Source organism: Sphingobacteruim zhuxiongii (genome assembly GCF_009557615.1).
Lineage (GTDB): Bacteria > Bacteroidota > Bacteroidia > Sphingobacteriales > Sphingobacteriaceae > Sphingobacterium > Sphingobacterium zhuxiongii.
The window spans coordinates 750,461-766,494 of record NZ_CP045652.1; the positions used below are offsets into that span (position 1 = coordinate 750,461).

Annotated in this window: 21 protein-coding genes; 9 read left to right on the top strand and 12 right to left on the bottom strand. The window is 37.2% G+C overall.

Annotation, left to right across the window (positions count from 1 at the left end; all coding sequences use genetic code 11):
- Nucleotides 1-5: 5 nt before the first annotated feature.
- The 9 genes from GFH32_RS18235 to GFH32_RS03315 all read right to left on the bottom strand — a co-directional run bounded on the left by GFH32_RS18235 (nt 6) and on the right by GFH32_RS03315 (nt 6,308).
- On the bottom strand, nt 6-695 hold the full coding sequence (locus GFH32_RS18235; protein ID WP_194285666.1) for a DUF6633 family protein: 690 nt from the start codon (nt 693-695) through the stop codon (nt 6-8).
- Entirely contained in the window at nt 610-1,545 is a 936-nt protein-coding gene (locus GFH32_RS03280) for a DUF6291 domain-containing protein (RefSeq protein ID WP_153509722.1), read from the bottom strand. The genes GFH32_RS18235 and GFH32_RS03280 overlap by 86 nt, the downstream gene beginning before the upstream one ends.
- 11 nt (nt 1,546-1,556) lie before the next feature.
- On the bottom strand, nt 1,557-1,793 hold the full coding sequence (locus GFH32_RS03285) for a hypothetical protein (RefSeq protein WP_153509723.1): 237 nt from the start codon (nt 1,791-1,793) through the stop codon (nt 1,557-1,559).
- Between the two features lie 315 nt (nt 1,794-2,108).
- Nucleotides 2,109-3,356 (bottom strand): SIR2 family protein, encoded by a 1,248-nt coding sequence (locus GFH32_RS03290; RefSeq protein WP_153509724.1) that lies wholly within the window; start codon nt 3,354-3,356, stop codon nt 2,109-2,111.
- Between the two features lie 2 nt (nt 3,357-3,358).
- Nucleotides 3,359-3,838, bottom strand: a complete 480-nt coding sequence (locus GFH32_RS03295) for a hypothetical protein (RefSeq protein WP_153509725.1) — start codon at nt 3,836-3,838, stop codon at nt 3,359-3,361.
- 2 nt (nt 3,839-3,840) lie between these two features.
- Nucleotides 3,841-4,482: a phage replication initiation protein, NGO0469 family gene (locus tag GFH32_RS03300; RefSeq protein WP_153509726.1), complete on the bottom strand. Its 642-nt coding sequence runs from the start codon at nt 4,480-4,482 to the stop codon at nt 3,841-3,843.
- 239 nt (nt 4,483-4,721) lie between these two features.
- Nucleotides 4,722-5,015: a hypothetical protein gene (locus tag GFH32_RS03305; protein WP_160366923.1), complete on the bottom strand. Its 294-nt coding sequence runs from the start codon at nt 5,013-5,015 to the stop codon at nt 4,722-4,724.
- A gap of 289 nt (nt 5,016-5,304) precedes the next feature.
- Entirely contained in the window at nt 5,305-6,081 is a 777-nt protein-coding gene (locus tag GFH32_RS03310) for a phage antirepressor KilAC domain-containing protein (RefSeq protein WP_153509728.1), read from the bottom strand.
- The gene (locus GFH32_RS03315) at nt 6,081-6,308 is read right to left on the bottom strand and encodes a hypothetical protein (protein ID WP_153509729.1); all 228 of its coding nucleotides are present in this window, start codon (nt 6,306-6,308) and stop codon (nt 6,081-6,083) included. Before GFH32_RS03315 ends, GFH32_RS03310 begins: the two co-directional genes overlap by 1 nt.
- Nucleotides 6,309-6,472: 164 nt before the next feature.
- Here GFH32_RS03315 and GFH32_RS03320 point away from each other — a divergent pair, with 164 nt between their 5' ends.
- The 7 genes from GFH32_RS03320 (at nt 6,473) to purE (ending at nt 12,211) form a co-directional block, all read left to right on the top strand.
- On the top strand, nt 6,473-7,240 hold the full coding sequence (locus GFH32_RS03320; RefSeq protein ID WP_194285667.1) for a LexA family transcriptional regulator: 768 nt from the start codon (nt 6,473-6,475) through the stop codon (nt 7,238-7,240).
- Between the two features lie 19 nt (nt 7,241-7,259).
- Nucleotides 7,260-7,841, top strand: a complete 582-nt coding sequence (locus GFH32_RS03325; RefSeq protein ID WP_153509731.1) for a DUF4468 domain-containing protein — start codon at nt 7,260-7,262, stop codon at nt 7,839-7,841.
- Nucleotides 7,842-7,978: 137 nt separating this feature from the next.
- A complete protein-coding gene (gene ffh / locus GFH32_RS03330; RefSeq protein WP_153509732.1) occupies nt 7,979-9,322 on the top strand; it encodes a signal recognition particle protein in 1,344 nt (447 codons plus the stop codon).
- 122 nt (nt 9,323-9,444) lie between these two features.
- A complete protein-coding gene (locus tag GFH32_RS03335; RefSeq protein WP_153509733.1) occupies nt 9,445-10,038 on the top strand; it encodes an NADH-quinone oxidoreductase subunit A in 594 nt (197 codons plus the stop codon).
- On the top strand, nt 10,035-10,547 hold the full coding sequence (locus GFH32_RS03340) for an NADH-quinone oxidoreductase subunit B (protein WP_153509734.1): 513 nt from the start codon (nt 10,035-10,037) through the stop codon (nt 10,545-10,547). Before GFH32_RS03335 ends, GFH32_RS03340 begins: the two co-directional genes overlap by 4 nt.
- Before the next feature lie 8 nt (nt 10,548-10,555).
- A complete protein-coding gene (locus GFH32_RS03345; protein WP_153509735.1) occupies nt 10,556-11,698 on the top strand; it encodes a 5-(carboxyamino)imidazole ribonucleotide synthase in 1,143 nt (380 codons plus the stop codon).
- A 12-nt stretch (nt 11,699-11,710) separates the two neighbouring features.
- On the top strand, nt 11,711-12,211 hold the full coding sequence (purE, locus tag GFH32_RS03350) for a 5-(carboxyamino)imidazole ribonucleotide mutase (protein ID WP_153509736.1): 501 nt from the start codon (nt 11,711-11,713) through the stop codon (nt 12,209-12,211).
- Nucleotides 12,212-12,239: 28 nt separating this feature from the next.
- On the opposite strand, the gene GFH32_RS03355 is transcribed toward purE, so the two are convergent.
- Complete coding sequence (locus tag GFH32_RS03355; RefSeq protein ID WP_153509737.1) at nt 12,240-13,235, bottom strand: sugar phosphate isomerase/epimerase family protein; 996 nt, start codon at nt 13,233-13,235, stop codon at nt 12,240-12,242.
- A 128-nt stretch (nt 13,236-13,363) separates the two neighbouring features.
- Between GFH32_RS03355 and GFH32_RS18320 the strand changes: the two genes are divergently transcribed.
- Complete coding sequence (locus tag GFH32_RS18320) at nt 13,364-13,792, top strand: helix-turn-helix domain-containing protein (RefSeq protein WP_228384109.1); 429 nt, start codon at nt 13,364-13,366, stop codon at nt 13,790-13,792.
- A 14-nt stretch (nt 13,793-13,806) separates the two neighbouring features.
- Nucleotides 13,807-14,655, top strand: a complete 849-nt coding sequence (locus GFH32_RS03360; protein ID WP_237249276.1) for an IS3 family transposase — start codon at nt 13,807-13,809, stop codon at nt 14,653-14,655.
- A gap of 70 nt (nt 14,656-14,725) precedes the next feature.
- Here the strand turns inward: GFH32_RS03360 and frr are convergent, their stop codons facing one another.
- Entirely contained in the window at nt 14,726-15,289 is a 564-nt protein-coding gene (frr, locus tag GFH32_RS03365) for a ribosome recycling factor (RefSeq protein WP_153509738.1), read from the bottom strand.
- A gap of 30 nt (nt 15,290-15,319) precedes the next feature.
- Nucleotides 15,320-16,024, bottom strand: coding sequence for a UMP kinase (gene pyrH / locus GFH32_RS03370; protein WP_153509739.1), 705 nt, complete (start codon nt 16,022-16,024; stop codon nt 15,320-15,322).
- Nucleotides 16,025-16,034 lie beyond the last annotated feature (10 nt).

The following is a 16,034-nucleotide window of genomic DNA, read 5'->3' on the forward strand; positions in this document are numbered from 1 at the left end:
ATTGTTTATCTACTAGTGTTAGCAAATTTTCTTTCTAGAAATTTATTAAGGTCGAAAACTGTATTTCCTATTTTTATAAATCTCCCAGAGATGTTAGTGATCCCATATCGTGAAAAAAGATTGTCGAATTGTCGAATGCATTTTTGCGTAAATATTTCCGATGGAGTAATAACTCTTTCTACTTTTTCAATTTTTGGAACCTTTTTTTCTCCTATAGCTTTTTTAATAGCTGCGATAACATCCGGATGATATCCTTCGCCTATTGGGTTTTCCTTGATTTCCTCCCTATGTTTGGCTAATCGTAGCTGTTCAAACTCGTTCATTCTATCCTGCGAGTATTCTTCCATCTTAGACAGTATTAATTGCCCGTCTACGCTATCGTAAAACTTACCATAGTGTCCTAGCTTCATTTTGTCAAAAAAGAGCTTTAAATCGCCTAAATTGAAGTGAGGAAAATATTTAAGAATGTAACTCGATGTTTGGGATATCTGTTCCTTGTTCATTATTTTTCCAACGTTCAGAAATTCAACCAAATCTGAAACTAGTTCCTTAACAACCATTTGAGCAATTTCAGGGTCTTGTTTTCTAATTTTAGCTATAGATGGTAGGTTACTCTGGATTACTTGTGATATACTGCGAAAGTCTATCGGCAAGAGCTTGTCTATTATCGGATCTGAACTCTCGAACTTCCTCAACTCTTTCCTGTCTTGATTGATTTGTTGTATTTGATTGTTTTCCTGCTGCATACTTTTGTTTGTTTAAAATCCATTGATATTCAAAGCCGCGCCAACTGTATTCAGCGCACGCCTGAACTGCTCGCGCAACCGGATAATTATTCCTGTCACACTCGTTTAATAATTTGTTTAAGGATGTTTGAGTAAACGAGGCTTTAGCAGCAGTACGAACTTTTAACCAATCGTCTACATGCTGTTCGTTTGCGTCTCTGTCAAGCAAGGCTTGTTTGAAGTCTGATTTCCCGAAAGCTTTTTCTTTTTGCGCGGAACTTTTTTCTTTTTCTTCTTTTGGTGGTGTAGAAGACCTAAAACATAAATTATCAACTGTTTTTTTTTCAGCGTCAGCGCCTAAAAAATTATTAATATCAGTATCATTAACAGTTACAGTATCATTTACATTAACAGTATCATTAACAGTATCAGCGATGTTTGCGATAGGTGCCGATCGGCTACTATCGGTAGGCGATTCCTTGCGAGTAGAGGCGATTTTTACAGCTTCTTCTAAACTAATTTCCTTCTTTATATACTTTTCGTATAGATCAAGATGCCATCTTTTCAAGTTTCCTATGATTCCATTAACAGCTTTATCTTGTTTTGCAGACTCGTATTTTTTTAAATCTCTCTTAAGTTGGAGCTTTATAGGTTCAAAGGCAATCTGTATAATTCTGTCATCTTGGGGTAGCGTTGGGTTCTCGTCATTGACATAAGACAATATGTGTTTTATCAAAATCCCTGCTTCCTCATTTGATAGTAGATTAAATTGAGTCTTCCAATCGGCATAAGCGAGAAATGATTTTTTATCTTCTGCCATTTCCTACCTCCTTAATAAGCCTTAGCTCTTATTTCTCGGCTATAGCCGATGATATTAGTCACTACTTTGTTAGTATCTACTTTTGAGAGTATTCCTTGAATACCCATGTCCTTGCAAGCGTTTAAGGCTTCTGTAGCTTTTTGTTCATCGCTGAATCGAAGCGTTACTAAGGAATACTTAGGGGCTACTAAACGAAAGGGCTTAGTAAAATCTTCTTCACTAAGCCAGTTTTTATAAATGTTTTTCATTATTCTGGAAATATAACCCAAGATTTAACCTGCTCATTGGGATCAGGTATATAAACCCCGAGGAACTCTATGGCCCATCGTTGAATATCTTCTTTGAACAGGAAAAATTGGGTGTTATTAAGTTCGTTGACTGATTTGGGGGATACTATATATTCTCCCTTTTCGTTGCTCCACGTTTCTTGTGTTGGGCAAAATCGTTCTCGTAAATACATATGCACTACTTCCTTTGGATATACTTCTGATTGAGGTACACCAATGTCAATTAAACACTGTTGGACGATAGGAACTATAGTGCACATGTAGTACTTTAATAGCTTAGGCGACAGCATCGTTAATTAGATGATATTCTATTTCTCCTCCGTCAAAGTCAGGACGCTCGATAAGTAATTGAAGGTCGTTTTCTTCTGCCCACTTTTCAATGTCTTGAAGTGAGTTTTTGTCAAGATATGAAGCGTCGAAATGAAGCGTCTTAACCTCGCCAATATTGAGCGCTGCTAATTTTAGAGCTGCAATGTAAATAGCTGAACTGCTTAACTGCTCTTTAGATAGCGAATGGCCCAAGTAAGTTACGCCATCATCAGAGAAGCCGAAACCGTCAGGTAGCTTTGCTTTCTTAATAAGATTCAGCTTTTCTTTTTCAATCGATTTCACTAGCTCATCGGCGGCTTTTGCTTCCTTAACATACTTATCGTATTCTTTTTTGATTAGCTTGGCTTTGTTGTTTTTTTCTATTTTCGAGTTTGTTTCGATGATGTCAAGAATTTTACGGTCGATGTTATCAGCTTCATCCTTCGTCTTAGGTTTGTTTTCTTCAATACCTAACCATTTCAAACCTCGGTCGATATCTTCGTTTAATTCTTTTATCTTCTGCTTTACTTCCTCGAGAAGACCTTGAAGTCTGATCAATTCCTGTTCTTGCGCATCAATTTGCCTTTGCTTCTCCTGCATGCCGTTTTCGACATACGTGTACTTTTCGTTGTGCGAGTCGATGCCAGCAAGCTCCTTCTGTAGTTCTAAGTAGTCCGAAGGCTCTGTGGGTAATGTCTCATCAATATCGATTAGTTTTAGTTTTTCGATTTCGACCTGCTTGTTGGCAAAAGTCCTGTTTTCGTAGGCTTGCTTATACCTAGTGTCGATATCTGCAAAGTCAATCCCAACAATCTTTTGCAACATTTCTCTTTGAATTTTTGGGCCTTCTTTAAGGAACTTATCAATATCAAATCCTTTAGGGAAATAACGATCCGCCAGCTCACGGGTTAATGAAGTTTTGATGTTGTCTTTTGTGATGAAAATTAGTTTTTCTCCTGCTTTGGTTTTGTTATCAAATTGCCAAATCAGTTTCTCGCCTGTAGTCAATTCCCATTCAGCGAATCCTTCTGACTCTCCATCTTTTAATATGACATCTGGCTTAACTTGTTTTAAGCGGTCAGGGAGCGATTTAAGAAAGGAGGATTTACCTTTGTTGTTACCTCCTGTGATAATTGCTGTGCAGCCGTTAAAATCGGCTGTAAGGTTAGATATAGCTTTTAGATTAGATACCGTAATCTTTTTTACTTTGCTCATAATTATTTTTTTAATGAAAGTTTATAACCTAATTTTCCAGTTCTTAAAGGCGGCTGGATAACTTCGCCTGTGTCTTCGTCTATAAACTCTTTCCTTAGAGTTTTAAGAAATTCTTCCCTGTTCTTCTTTTGGATAAGTAGGGGTTCTATTTTTTCAGTAATTGTATTCCATTCTGAATCATTACAGATCGAATAGTCGTATTTAACCCCAGTTTCTTCTTCTTTTATTTCTACATCAAACGCAAGGTGTGATTCTCCTTTTTGCAGCTTAATTTTGCCAGAAACCAATTGACGAACCGATTCATTATATTGCTTGGATAGTTCGTCTAATTTCTTTCCGATCACAAGTGCTTTGACAGGATCTTCGTTGCCTTCATTAATGCTGTGGCAAACTTCACTTACAAGAAGATGGATGGTTGATTTATTTAGAGAAAGGAGAGGTGATTGTTCAGGGAGAATTATTAATTTTTTATCTTTCTCCATTTCTAAAAGGGTAGTCCGTCGTTATCTTCAGGCGGTGCGTTTTCAAATCCCTGTGTTTGGTCATAATCTGCACGTTCTAAGTTTCGCATGTGATTGTATTCCAAGGACTGCGATACCTTTTCCTTGATGAAGTTAGGCAGACTATTAAATGTATCTTCGCTCCAATTGTCATATTCTAAAGTGACAGGAGTATTAATTGGTTCAGGTATTGTTGTTCCTTTAACCACATTTGAAATTGACGCTATTTCTTCATATACTTTGCCGTTGGTACTTTTTTTATGAGTGATTGTTAGTAAACAAGGGACACCTACTAAGACCGAAATATCAAATTGTTTTACTTCTTCTTCGGTAAAGTCCTTGCTTCTCCAGGATTTCAAGTCTTTTCGTAGATGTGCATTTTCATGCAGAGATAAAGTGTATTCTTTTGAGATAACAAGTGGCTGAGGGCCATTTTCCTCTTTAAATACTTTTAATTCTGTTGGAAGTTCCCATCCTATACGTACTTTGTTTAGAGTTTTTTCATCGCCTTGGATCGTTTCTTTCACTGTTCCAATATGAATCATTTGATAGCACCGAGCAATGTATGTGCCTTCTGCTATAAGTTCTCTCGGGGTTGTGGGTTCTGATGTCGCGTAAATAGCCATTTTAATATTATTTTGGTGAGTTAATTAATTCATGTAAGTAGACAAATAAGAGAGGAAGACAAGCGACTATCATTATCATCAAAAAGACGCCTATTCCAAGTATGAACTGCCTGAAAACAAATCTTAAATTATCCTTATCATTTACTCCTAAATAACAAAGTCGCCCTACTAGAGCGACCATTACTGAAATCCATCTTTCTAAAAGTGGATGTAGTGTTTCTTTCTGTTGGTGCATAGGTTTATGAATTGGAAGCAAGCTTTTTTAAGTTTGTCCTCGACTGCTCGCTTAATTTGATAATTGTTTTATGTGAATAGTAAACCTTAGCCCCTCGGCCATTTTGACTTACAGGCTTCAGTAGTTTTGCTGAAATCCAATCTTTAACCCGGCTTTGACCGTAAAGCTCGATAGCTTCTTTGTAGGTTAGTTGTGGTTTAGCTAATGTTTTGTTCACCAGGAAAAGGGCTACCTTCTCTACTAGTGGGTAATCTTCTTCTAGTATCATGACTGTATATTTTTCAGTTAGCTGTTTCATCGTTTCCGAATCATCAGTACACGCACACACGTGTATACAGCTTATTTGTGCCCGTAGTACTATTTCAAACTTGAGGGTCTGCTTCGATCCAAGTATAATGCTGATACTTTCAAACAGCTGGTCGGCGCTTTAAACCTGCGCACGGTTTATAAAGAACTATTGTGTTGATCCCGATCAAGGTTTCGAGCCTTACTGCCTATAGTTTATCGGGAAATTTTAAACATGGCTCACGCCTGAACAAGTCGTTTTAAAACTTGTAACTAATTGATTTTGAGATGTTATTTAGATTTTAGTTCTTGAATAATGAATGGATAAACTCACGTCCTTTTTCTGTCCAGCGCATTTCTATATTAGTTGCACTTTCGCCTTTAGAATTTATATACTTAAACGTCGATGTGCCTGAATATCCTTTATCTCTATACTTAGATGATATAAGCCATTTATCGCCCTGCTTATATTGCACGCCCTTTTCTTTAAGAATTTTATTCAGTTTTATAGATGACATCCCTAATTCCATAGCTATTTGATTGATAGTAATAAGAGATGTTGAAAAAAGAACATCATCATAATACAACTCCTTAGGTCTTACTCGATTGAAATATTTCTCAGCGACTTTTAACTGATGATCTTTTTTCTGATTTTCAAGTCGCAACTGCTTCAATTTCGTAGCCATTTCAATGATCATGTCGGGATTTGACAACATGTCTTCAATTGTCTGAGGTGTAGCAGTAATTCCTACCGAAAGAAGTTCTTTGATACGGTCATTACACCAAATCGAAAATGCGGGGGATAGCCATCGGCTAAATTCTAATGCTACATCTTCATGCATCCATGTGCCAGGATTTGAACCACCTTTGCTAACTATCACTAATTCAGTCAAAGTGTGATTTCTCACTTTGGATAATTCATTAAGAAAATTCTGCGCCTGTTCAAATCTTAGCCAATCCGTTGGTCTTTTGTCAAATGATTTAGCCATTTGAGTTGCATTAACATAAGCAACCCCTTCTGAATTCCTGAAAGTAACCTCGTTACCGTTATAGGAAAATAATTTGGTTAGTTGGTTCATTACGCAGTCCTCCCGATATATGCTCCATCACTTTCTTCCCATACAACAAAAGCACGTCCTTTAAATAAGCCTTCTAGCTCTTCCTTGATATTCTTAGCGTACCCCTTGGATCGACCAACTTTAGTGTATTGATCAACTTCTAATCTCCTCGCCCTTTCTTTTACTGGTGTCGTTTTTTCGACAGCATGTCGAGGAATTCCTGTCATGATAATGTCTTTTGTAATCATTTCTCTACAAATTGTTTAATTACTGGTGTCTAAAAATTTAGTAAAGTGTCGAAAAGTGTTATATTTGCATTGTCAAAGTAAACATAACGTCTAATACACTGATTCAAATGTCGAATTATTTTTCGACACTTGCAATAAAAATTAGACACTTTACTCTATTTTTTATGCAAACATCTGATAGTCAAGGAGAAAAATTTCGACAGATTGTCGAAAAATCAGGATTAAGTATTGCTGAAGTTGCTAGGAAACTAGACACAACTCGTGATACTGTATATGCATGGTTTAAAAAGGATTCATTGATGCTAAAGAACAGAATTAAGATATCTAAGGCGTTCAATGTGGATATGCATAAGATTTGGCCAGATGTAAATGATCCTATGTTAGAAGCTTATGAATTTACAGGGGATCATCTTGTTGATAAAGCAATAGAAAAAAACTTTACCAAACCAAAACAAGAAATTACACCAATACCTTATGAAGATTATATGATGGTTGAATACGTCGACCTATCAGCGAGCGCCGGAATGCTTGGGGGATCCAATGTGGATGTATTACCGGACTCGAAAAAGCGTTTAGTTCCGAGGGAATTTGAACGAGGGAATTATTTAGTTGTTCGTGTTAATGGGGACAGCATGACGGACGGCACCGACATTTCAATTCCTGATGGCGTTGGCGTTGAGATACTGGTCAAAGAGCATGTCCTAGAAAACGGAGATAAACTGCCGATTAGAGGTAATCTGTTCGTGGTAGTATCAAGGGATGGCAACGTCTTTAAACAGATCGTAGAACACAACACCGAATTAGGGTATATTAAATGTCATTCTTACAATCCTAAATATGAAGATTACATAATTCCTATGGATGATGTATTCCAAATATTTATTTACCGCAAAATAGTAGGATATAGACCAAATATTCCAGAAATTAGATAAATTCTAACCTAATTATCAAATGAAAAATATATTGATAGCCCTAATATTATTAATGCCTCTATTAACGATAGGGCAAGACTTACCGATTGTGAATGACAAAATAGTCTACGAACGAATAATCGAGTCACCAAACCTCTCTAAACCGGAACTATACGCTGCTTGTAAAAGGTTTATTGCAAATACTTTTAAGAGTGCGAAAAGTGTAATACAAACCGAAGATGAGAATACAGGATTAATTATTTGCAAGGGGAATACCATTCTTGATTATCCAAAGACAAGAAATTCGCTAATCGTGACAGGCATGCCGGTAGGTGGTCGGAAGTCATTTACAATGCAATTCGAAAACAAAGAGGGCAGATGTAGAGTAAAGATTTATGATATATTCGAAGACAATTCGTTGAGTGCTTATCAGCGAAATTATTCTTTAGAAGAAATTATGTTTGATTTAGCAAAGAGAGCTAATTCATCGAAAGGTAAGACAAAAGAAAAAAGGACTGCCGTATTTGACGAATCAGTATCAATCGTTAATAACAGTTTTCTAGGTTTGATAAAAGAGTTTGAAGAAAGTATAGCAACCTACAAATCAAACGATAATTGGTAGCGATTAAGCTATTAATCAGTGTCAAATATTAAATCAAAGGGTTATATTTGCGTATTGGAATTCGAAAAGCTTGTTTTATAAAAGTTTTATAAGAATTCTAAAAATAACTAAAAGTATTGATAATTAGATAGTTATAGATGTTTTCAAATCTACAGGATAAATTAGACAGAGCCTTTAAAGTACTTAAAGGGCAAGGGAATATTACGGAAATTAACGTAGCAGAAACAATGAAAGAGATTCGCAAGGCATTACTCGATGCCGATGTGAATTATAAAACTGCGAAAACATTTACCGATGATGTTAAAACCAAGGCTTTAGGACAAAATGTATTAACGAGTATTTCTCCTGGTCAATTATTGACCAAGATTATGAACGATGAGCTGACCGAACTAATGGGCGGTACAGTGACAGAGTTGGAGATTACAAAGAATCCTACGGTTATCTTGATTGCTGGTTTGAACGGTGCGGGTAAAACTACCTTTACTGGAAAGTTAGCGAACTTCTTGAAAACGCAGAAAGGTAAAAAACCATTATTGGTTGCAGGCGACGTTTATCGTCCTGCGGCGATTGATCAATTAGAGGTTTTAGGCCAACAAGTGGGCGTACCTGTATTTGTTAATCGTGAGTCTACTGATCCGATTGCAATTGCTGTTGCGGGTGTTGAAGAAGCAAAACGCAATGGACATAATGTAGTTATCATCGATACGGCAGGTCGTTTAGCGATTGACGAGGCGTTGATGAATGAGATTACTGCAGTTAAGGCGGCAACACAACCACATGAGATTTTGTTCGTTGTGGATTCTATGACAGGTCAAGATGCGGTTAATACGGCAAAAGCTTTCAATGACCGTTTAGACTTTACAGGGGTTGTCTTGACTAAGTTAGATGGTGATACACGTGGTGGTGCTGCACTATCAATCAAATCGGTTGTCAATAAACCAATCAAGTTTATTGGTACTGGCGAGAAGATGGAAGCGCTTGATGTATTCCACCCGGATCGTATGGCATCTCGTATTCTTGGTATGGGTGACGTTGTATCCTTAGTAGAGCGTGCACAACAACAGTTTGACGAGAAACAGGCTGCGGAATTACAAAAGAAAATCCGTAAGAATAAGTTCGATTTTAATGACTTCAAATCTCAAATTCAACAGATCAAGAAAATGGGTAATATGAAGGATTTAATGGGGATGATTCCTGGGGTTGGAAAAGCAATTAAAGATGTTGAAATTGATGATGATGCTTTCAAACCTATCGAAGCGATCATTGACTCGATGACACCTTTTGAGCGTGAAAATCCAGATGCCATCGATCAACGTCGAAGAGTGCGTATTGCTAAAGGATCAGGTACTGATATCAATGAGGTAAATAAATTAATGAAGCAATTTGGCGACATGCGTAAGGTGATGAAACAAATGTCAAACCCTGCAATGGCCGCTAAAATGATGAGAAATATGCCTAAAATGCCAGGTAAGCCATTTTAGTAAGGAATAAGCGAAGATTTAGGTCTTCATTTTAAGAAAAGGGCATCCAATTGGATGCCCTTTTTTATGCATATACCGTTTTGATTCTACTAAATACTAGAATTAATTGTTAATTTTGTAACATGGAGGACCCCGGGCAGTTATCAGAATATGGTAAAATCCTACTAATAGCAATAGTAGGAATGCTATTGGTGTGTGCTACCATCTTCCTTGCGAAAGTACTTTCGCCAAAGAATCCCAATCCAATAAAACTAAGTACGTACGAATGTGGGGAAGATAGTGTTGGAACCGCATGGATTCAGTTTAATCCGAGATTCTATGTAATAGCATTAATTTTTCTATTATTTGATGTGGAATTAACCTTTATATTTCCTTGGGCTACTGTCTTCGGTAATGCAGACTTTATTGCTACAGATGCACGTTGGGGATGGTTTACGTTAATTGAGATGGCGATCTTTATCGGTATTTTGATTGTAGGATTAATCTATGTTTGGAAAAGTGGGGATATTAGTTGGATTAAGCCCGAGCATAAAACGCCAAGTGTTGCGGTTAATATTCCAAGCAATGCATATGAACGATTAAATCAACAGCAATACGCTGTTCGAGATTATAAGGAGCCGTTAGTTGAAGAGGTAAATACGGAACATAGTCCGATTGCTACTGCACCTAAAATAGGATTCAAACCTAAATTCAAGAAACCAAGTTCAGAATCATGAGTCTAGACCAAAGTCTGCAACAGAATAATGGCGTCATTATCGCTAAGATGGATGACCTGTTGAATTGGGCCAGATTATCTTCGATGTGGCCAATTAGTTTTGGTATTGCATGTTGCGCAATTGAGATGATGGGGGCAATGGCCGCTACTTATGATTTGGATAGATTAGGTGTGTTCCCGAGGCCTTCTCCTAGACAGTCTGACGTGATGATTATCGCAGGGACAGTGACATTCAAAATGGCAGATCGAATCCGCAAGCTCTATGAACAAATGCCTGACCCGAAATATGTGATATCGATGGGTTCTTGTTCGAATTGTGGGGGGCCGTATTGGCAGCATGGCTATCATGTTGTTAAAGGTGTCGATAAAATTATTCCTGTCGACGTTTATGTGCAGGGCTGTCCTCCACGACCAGAAGCCTTGATAAGTGCTTTTTTGGAATTACAAAAGAAAATAGATGAACAGTCTTTACTGAAGGGAGATATTTTCCCCATCGCAGTAGAGCAATAGAATAATATATGGCAAAAGATTTTTATGGGGATTTACGCTTAGGGATCCTAGGTGGCGGACAGTTAGGCCGTATGTTGATCCAGGAAGCAATAAATTTTAATGTAAACATCCATGTACTAGATCCAGATCCAAATGCGCCATGTAAGCGTCTTTGTAACCAGTTTGAAGTAGGTTCATTAGGCGATTATGATACGGTTTATAACTTTGGTAAGGATTTGGATATGATTACCATTGAGATCGAAAAGGTTAATGTAGATGCATTAGAGGCTTTGGAATCCGAGGGAGTAATCGTCTATCCGCAGGCGAGAGTAATTCGTTTGATCCAAGATAAAGGGCTTCAAAAGCAGTTTTTTAAACAGAATGATATTCCAACCTCCGCTTTCCAATTTATTTCGAACAAGGATGGTTTAGCGCAATCAAATATCAGCTTGCCATTTATACAAAAGTTGAGAAAAGATGGATACGACGGAAAAGGCGTAAAGAAAATAAATACTGCAGTTGATTTTGATACAGCATTTGAAGAACCGAGTATTGTAGAAGAGTTGGTTGATTTCGAAAAGGAGATTGCTGTAATTGTTGCTCGAAATGATCGCGGTGACATGTCAACATTCCCAATGGTGGAAATGGAGTTTAATCCGCAGGCGAATTTGGTTGAATTCTTAATTTCTCCTTCAACCTATGCTGAAGCTATTCAAGCTAAGGCAGAGCAAATCGCTAAAAAGATTGCTAATGATTTACAAATCGTTGGTATCCTAGCTGTAGAAATGTTTTTGACAAAAGATGGAGATATTCTAGTTAACGAACTAGCACCTAGACCTCATAATTCAGGTCATCAAACGATAGAAGGGAACTATGTTTCTCAGTTTGGACAACATTTACGTGCTATCTTTAATCTACCATTAGCAAATACTGCCTCTAGAGGGAATGCAATTATGATCAATCTACTTGGTGAAGAAGGGTATGAGGGTCTTGCGGAATATGAAGGTTTAGAGGAAGCGCTTGCTATAGATGGTGTCTATATCCATTTATATGGAAAGAAATATACGAAGCCTTTCCGTAAGATGGGACATGTAACGATTGTACATGAAGATCGTAATACAGCAATTGAAAATGCTCGTAAAGTTCAGAATTTAATTAAAGTTATCGCTTAAACATATTATAGAATGAGTAATCCAAAGATCGGCATTATCATGGGTAGTAAGTCAGACTTACCTGTAATGCAAGATGCTATCGAAGTATTAAAATATTTAGGAGTTGATGCAGAAGTTACGATCGTATCGGCACATCGTACCCCGAAGCGGATGTTTGATTATGCAGAGCAAGCAGCTTCTCGAGGGTTGAAAGTGATTATAGCAGGTGCTGGTGGTGCAGCTCACTTACCAGGAATGGTAGCGTCTATTACACATCTTCCTGTCATTGGTGTACCGGTAAAATCTTCTAATTCGATTGATGGTTGGGATTCTGTATTATCAATTCTGCAGATGCCAAATGGAATACCAGTAGCGACGGTTGCTTTAAATGCAGCGAAAAATGCAGGTATTCTTGCAGCACAAATACTCGGGACACAGGATGAAACTATTGCGCAGGCTTTGATTAAGTTCAAGGAAGAGTTGAGAGATAAGGTAGAAGAAACAGCAAGAGAAGTTGAGCAATTAAAATTTTAAATAAATAAGGCGGGATTTCCCGCCTTATTTATTTAAAATTCTTTTGCATATAATCATAGCTCTTTTTGATACTACCGTACTTATCTTCTGTGTAAATATCATCTTGCTCAACAAAAGCATATTTCAACCCACTTTCATTTGCAAATGTTGTCAGGTTAGGATAATTAATGCTGCCAGAGCCAACTTCCGTATAGCGGATTGTCTTCATTACTTCCTCAAAATTCAATGTGTCACGTTTTCCCGTCTTCGCATCAAATTTATTTTGTTCAATAGGATTAGAGAATTGGCGATCCATATCTTTCACATGCCATAATGGGAATCTTCCCGGATACTTTGTAAAGTATGTCTGCGGATTTTCGCCAGCTTTATTTATCCAAAATAGATCAAGTTCGAAGCATACTAAGTCGGGCTCTGTAAAGGCTAGTATAATATCTAATCCTTTTGTACCATTTCCAAATTCCTTAAACTCCCAAAAATGATTATGGTAGCCGATTTTAATACCTGCTTTTTTAGCCATTTCCCCAGCCTTATTTAACTGCTCGGCGATATATTGATAAACTGCAACATCGAGCTTGTTCAAATTATCCATTGGAGGAACTGGTGCAATAACGTATTCTTGACCTAGATTGTGTGCTATCTCAATATACTTCTCAATATTTTCTTTATCAGTATGGTCTTTGCTCAGATATTTACTCATATCATAATGGCCACTATGACTTATGAGGTTATTGTCATTGAGAACTTTCTTCAGTTCATCCACAGGGAGGCCCCAGAATGAATTGTTATTTAAATCTACCCCGAAGGTTTCTACGTGTGTGTATCCGATCTTAGCAACGCTCTTTAGTACCTCTTTTGGGTCTTTTGCTAATAAGTCACGAAGAGTAAAAAGTTGAAGGCCTATATTTTTCAGTGGTGAACCAGAAGCAGCGCCAGTTCCTTTGCAGGAAAAAAGTTGAGGAGCCAATAGACCACCCATCACGCCTAAGCTCGCTTGCTTCAGGAAGTTACGTCTTGATTGTGTCATACTTACAATAAGTTTGTTAATTGAAGATAAGTATTATTTTAATAAAAAAGAGGGATTCTTTTTTGGAACCCCTCTTAATATGCGTTAAATGTCTCGTCCTGAAATAGCGATACATAAAAAGAATCGTTATGAAAGAAATATCCAATTATGTAAAACGTACGCAGCGTGATTACACTTTAAGCTTCAAACTGAATGTTGTCAGAGAAGTTGAATCCGGAGAATTGACAAGCACACAAGCACAAAGAAAGTATGGTATCCAAGGAGATAGCACAATTCGTAACTGGTTGAAAAAATATGGTAACTTTGATTGGGAGAATCAAATACCATCCAGTATGGCAAAGTCACCAGAACAACGCATTTTAGAATTAGAAGCCAAAATCAAATTGTTGGAGAAGCAGAAAGCGCAGCTTGAGCGACAGAATTACATTGCTGATTCCAAAGCGATTATCTTTGATATGATGATCGATATTGCCGAACAAGAATATAAAATAGACGTAAGAAAAAACTTCAAACCCGCACAATCGATTGTTTCCGACAAGAAAAACAAAAAAGCCTAAGTTTTACTTGTGGGTTGTTCGGGTTAAGTAGGCAAGTGTATTATCGAAGAATCAGACGAACTAAAAGAAGTCAAAATATAGCGAGTAAAGTTGTGAGCTTAGTCCAGGAACTACGCGCTGTTCAGCCAAGAATTGGTACACGGAAACTCTATCATTTATTGGTCCAAGAGCTACAGGTATTAAAAGTTGGCAGAGACAAGTTTTTTGATATTTTACGAGCCAATCACTTATTAATTATTCCAAAACGGAGTTATCGTACCACGACCATGTCACATCATCGATTTAAAAAATATCCTAATATTATTAAAGAAATGAATATTTATCGTCCCAATCAAGTTTGGGTGAGTGACCTCACTTACATCGGAAAGCGAGAAAAACCTTGTTATCTAAGTTTGATTACAGATGTATATTCTAAGAAGATAGTAGGCTTTGAAATCTCAAGCACAATGTGTACAAGTCATGTTGTAAAAGCATTGAAAATGGCTCAAAAACAAAGAAAAATAAAGGAATCATTAATCCATCATTCCGACAGAGGTATCCAATATTGTTCAGACGAGTATCAATATTATCTAAACAAATACAAGATTAAGTGCAGTATGACAGAAAACTCTGATCCTTATGAAAACGCCATTGCTGAACGTATAAACGGTATTCTGAAACAAGAGTTCATGATTGATACCTATCATTTAGATCTAACTTTGATGAAGCAAATTGTAGAGGAAGCAATCAATATCTACAACAATGACAGACCACATTGGTCTAATCATATGCTAACTCCCAATCAAATGCATCTCAAATCAAATATGAATTACAAAACTTATAAAACAAAAAGCAGTAGAAACCTCTCGGCTACTACTGCATAAAATTATGTATTTTTAATCACTGAAAAACTGTATCTATTTTTCAGGACTAGTCAAAAGGCCGATTTATAGACTATACAGTCATTATATCTTTCTCTTTTAATTCTGCTAATTGATCAACTTTTACAATGTTAGCGTCAGTTAGTTTTTGTATTTCACCTTCACCAACTTTGATCTCATCTTCTGAAGCGCCATCATTTTTCAATTTCTTGATTGCTTCATTCGATTCTTTACGAATGTTACGGATAGCAACACGTCCCTTTTCAGCTTCTTCCTTCACTTTCTTAACTAAATCACGACGACGTTCTTCAGTCAATGGAGGTACAACTAAACGGATGATATTACCATCATTTTGAGGGTTCAAACCAATGTTTGAGTCCATAATTGCTTTTTCAATTGCTGATAGCAAAGATTTTTCCCAAGGTTGAATCACGATTGTTCTTGCGTCAGTAGTATTGACATTACTAACTTGAGAAAGAGCAGTAGCGGTTCCATAGTAATCTACAAAGATTCCATCAAGCATACCAGGACTAGCTTTTCCAGCACGTATTTTCGTAAGTTCAGACTCGGTATGTGCGACTGCTTTGTTCATTCCTTCTTTGCAATCGTCCAACTGAAGTGAAATTAATTCGTTCATATCTTGATATATAAATTATCGTAAAAAATATTAGCTTACAATTGTACCAACATGTTCACCGTTCGCTAACTTCATTAGGTTCCCAGGCTTATTCATGTCGAATACTATGATAGGTAAGTTGTTTTCTTGACATAAGGTAAACGCTGTCATATCCATTACATTTAATCCTTTCTCATATACTTCCGTAAATGAAATGTGATCAAATTTCTTCGCTGTAGGATCTTTCTCCGGATCAGCGGTATAGATACCATCAACGCGCGTTCCTTTCAATACTGCATCGGCGTTAATCTCAATCGCACGTAATGAAGCTGCTGTATCTGTGGTGAAGTAAGGGTTTCCTGTACCCGCTCCGAAGATTACAATACGTCCCTTTTCTAAGTGACGAACCGCTCTACGACGAATAAATGGTTCGCAAATTTGCTCCATTTTAATCGCTGTTAATAGACGAGTTTTCATGCCTTCTTTTTCCAAAGCATCTTGCAGTGCCATGCTGTTGATTACGGTTGCTAACATACCCATGTAATCAGCTTGAACACGATCCATTCCAGCTTTTTCAGCGCTCAAGCCACGGTAAATATTACCACCACCGATAACGATCGCGATTTCCATGCCTAAACTATGAAGTTCTCGAATGTCTTTTGCGTATTGCTGAACGCGATTAATGTCGATTCCGTAGCTTTGTTCGCCCATCAAAGCTTCGCCACTGAGTTTTAGTAGGATGCGCTTGTATTTCATATTTGATTTT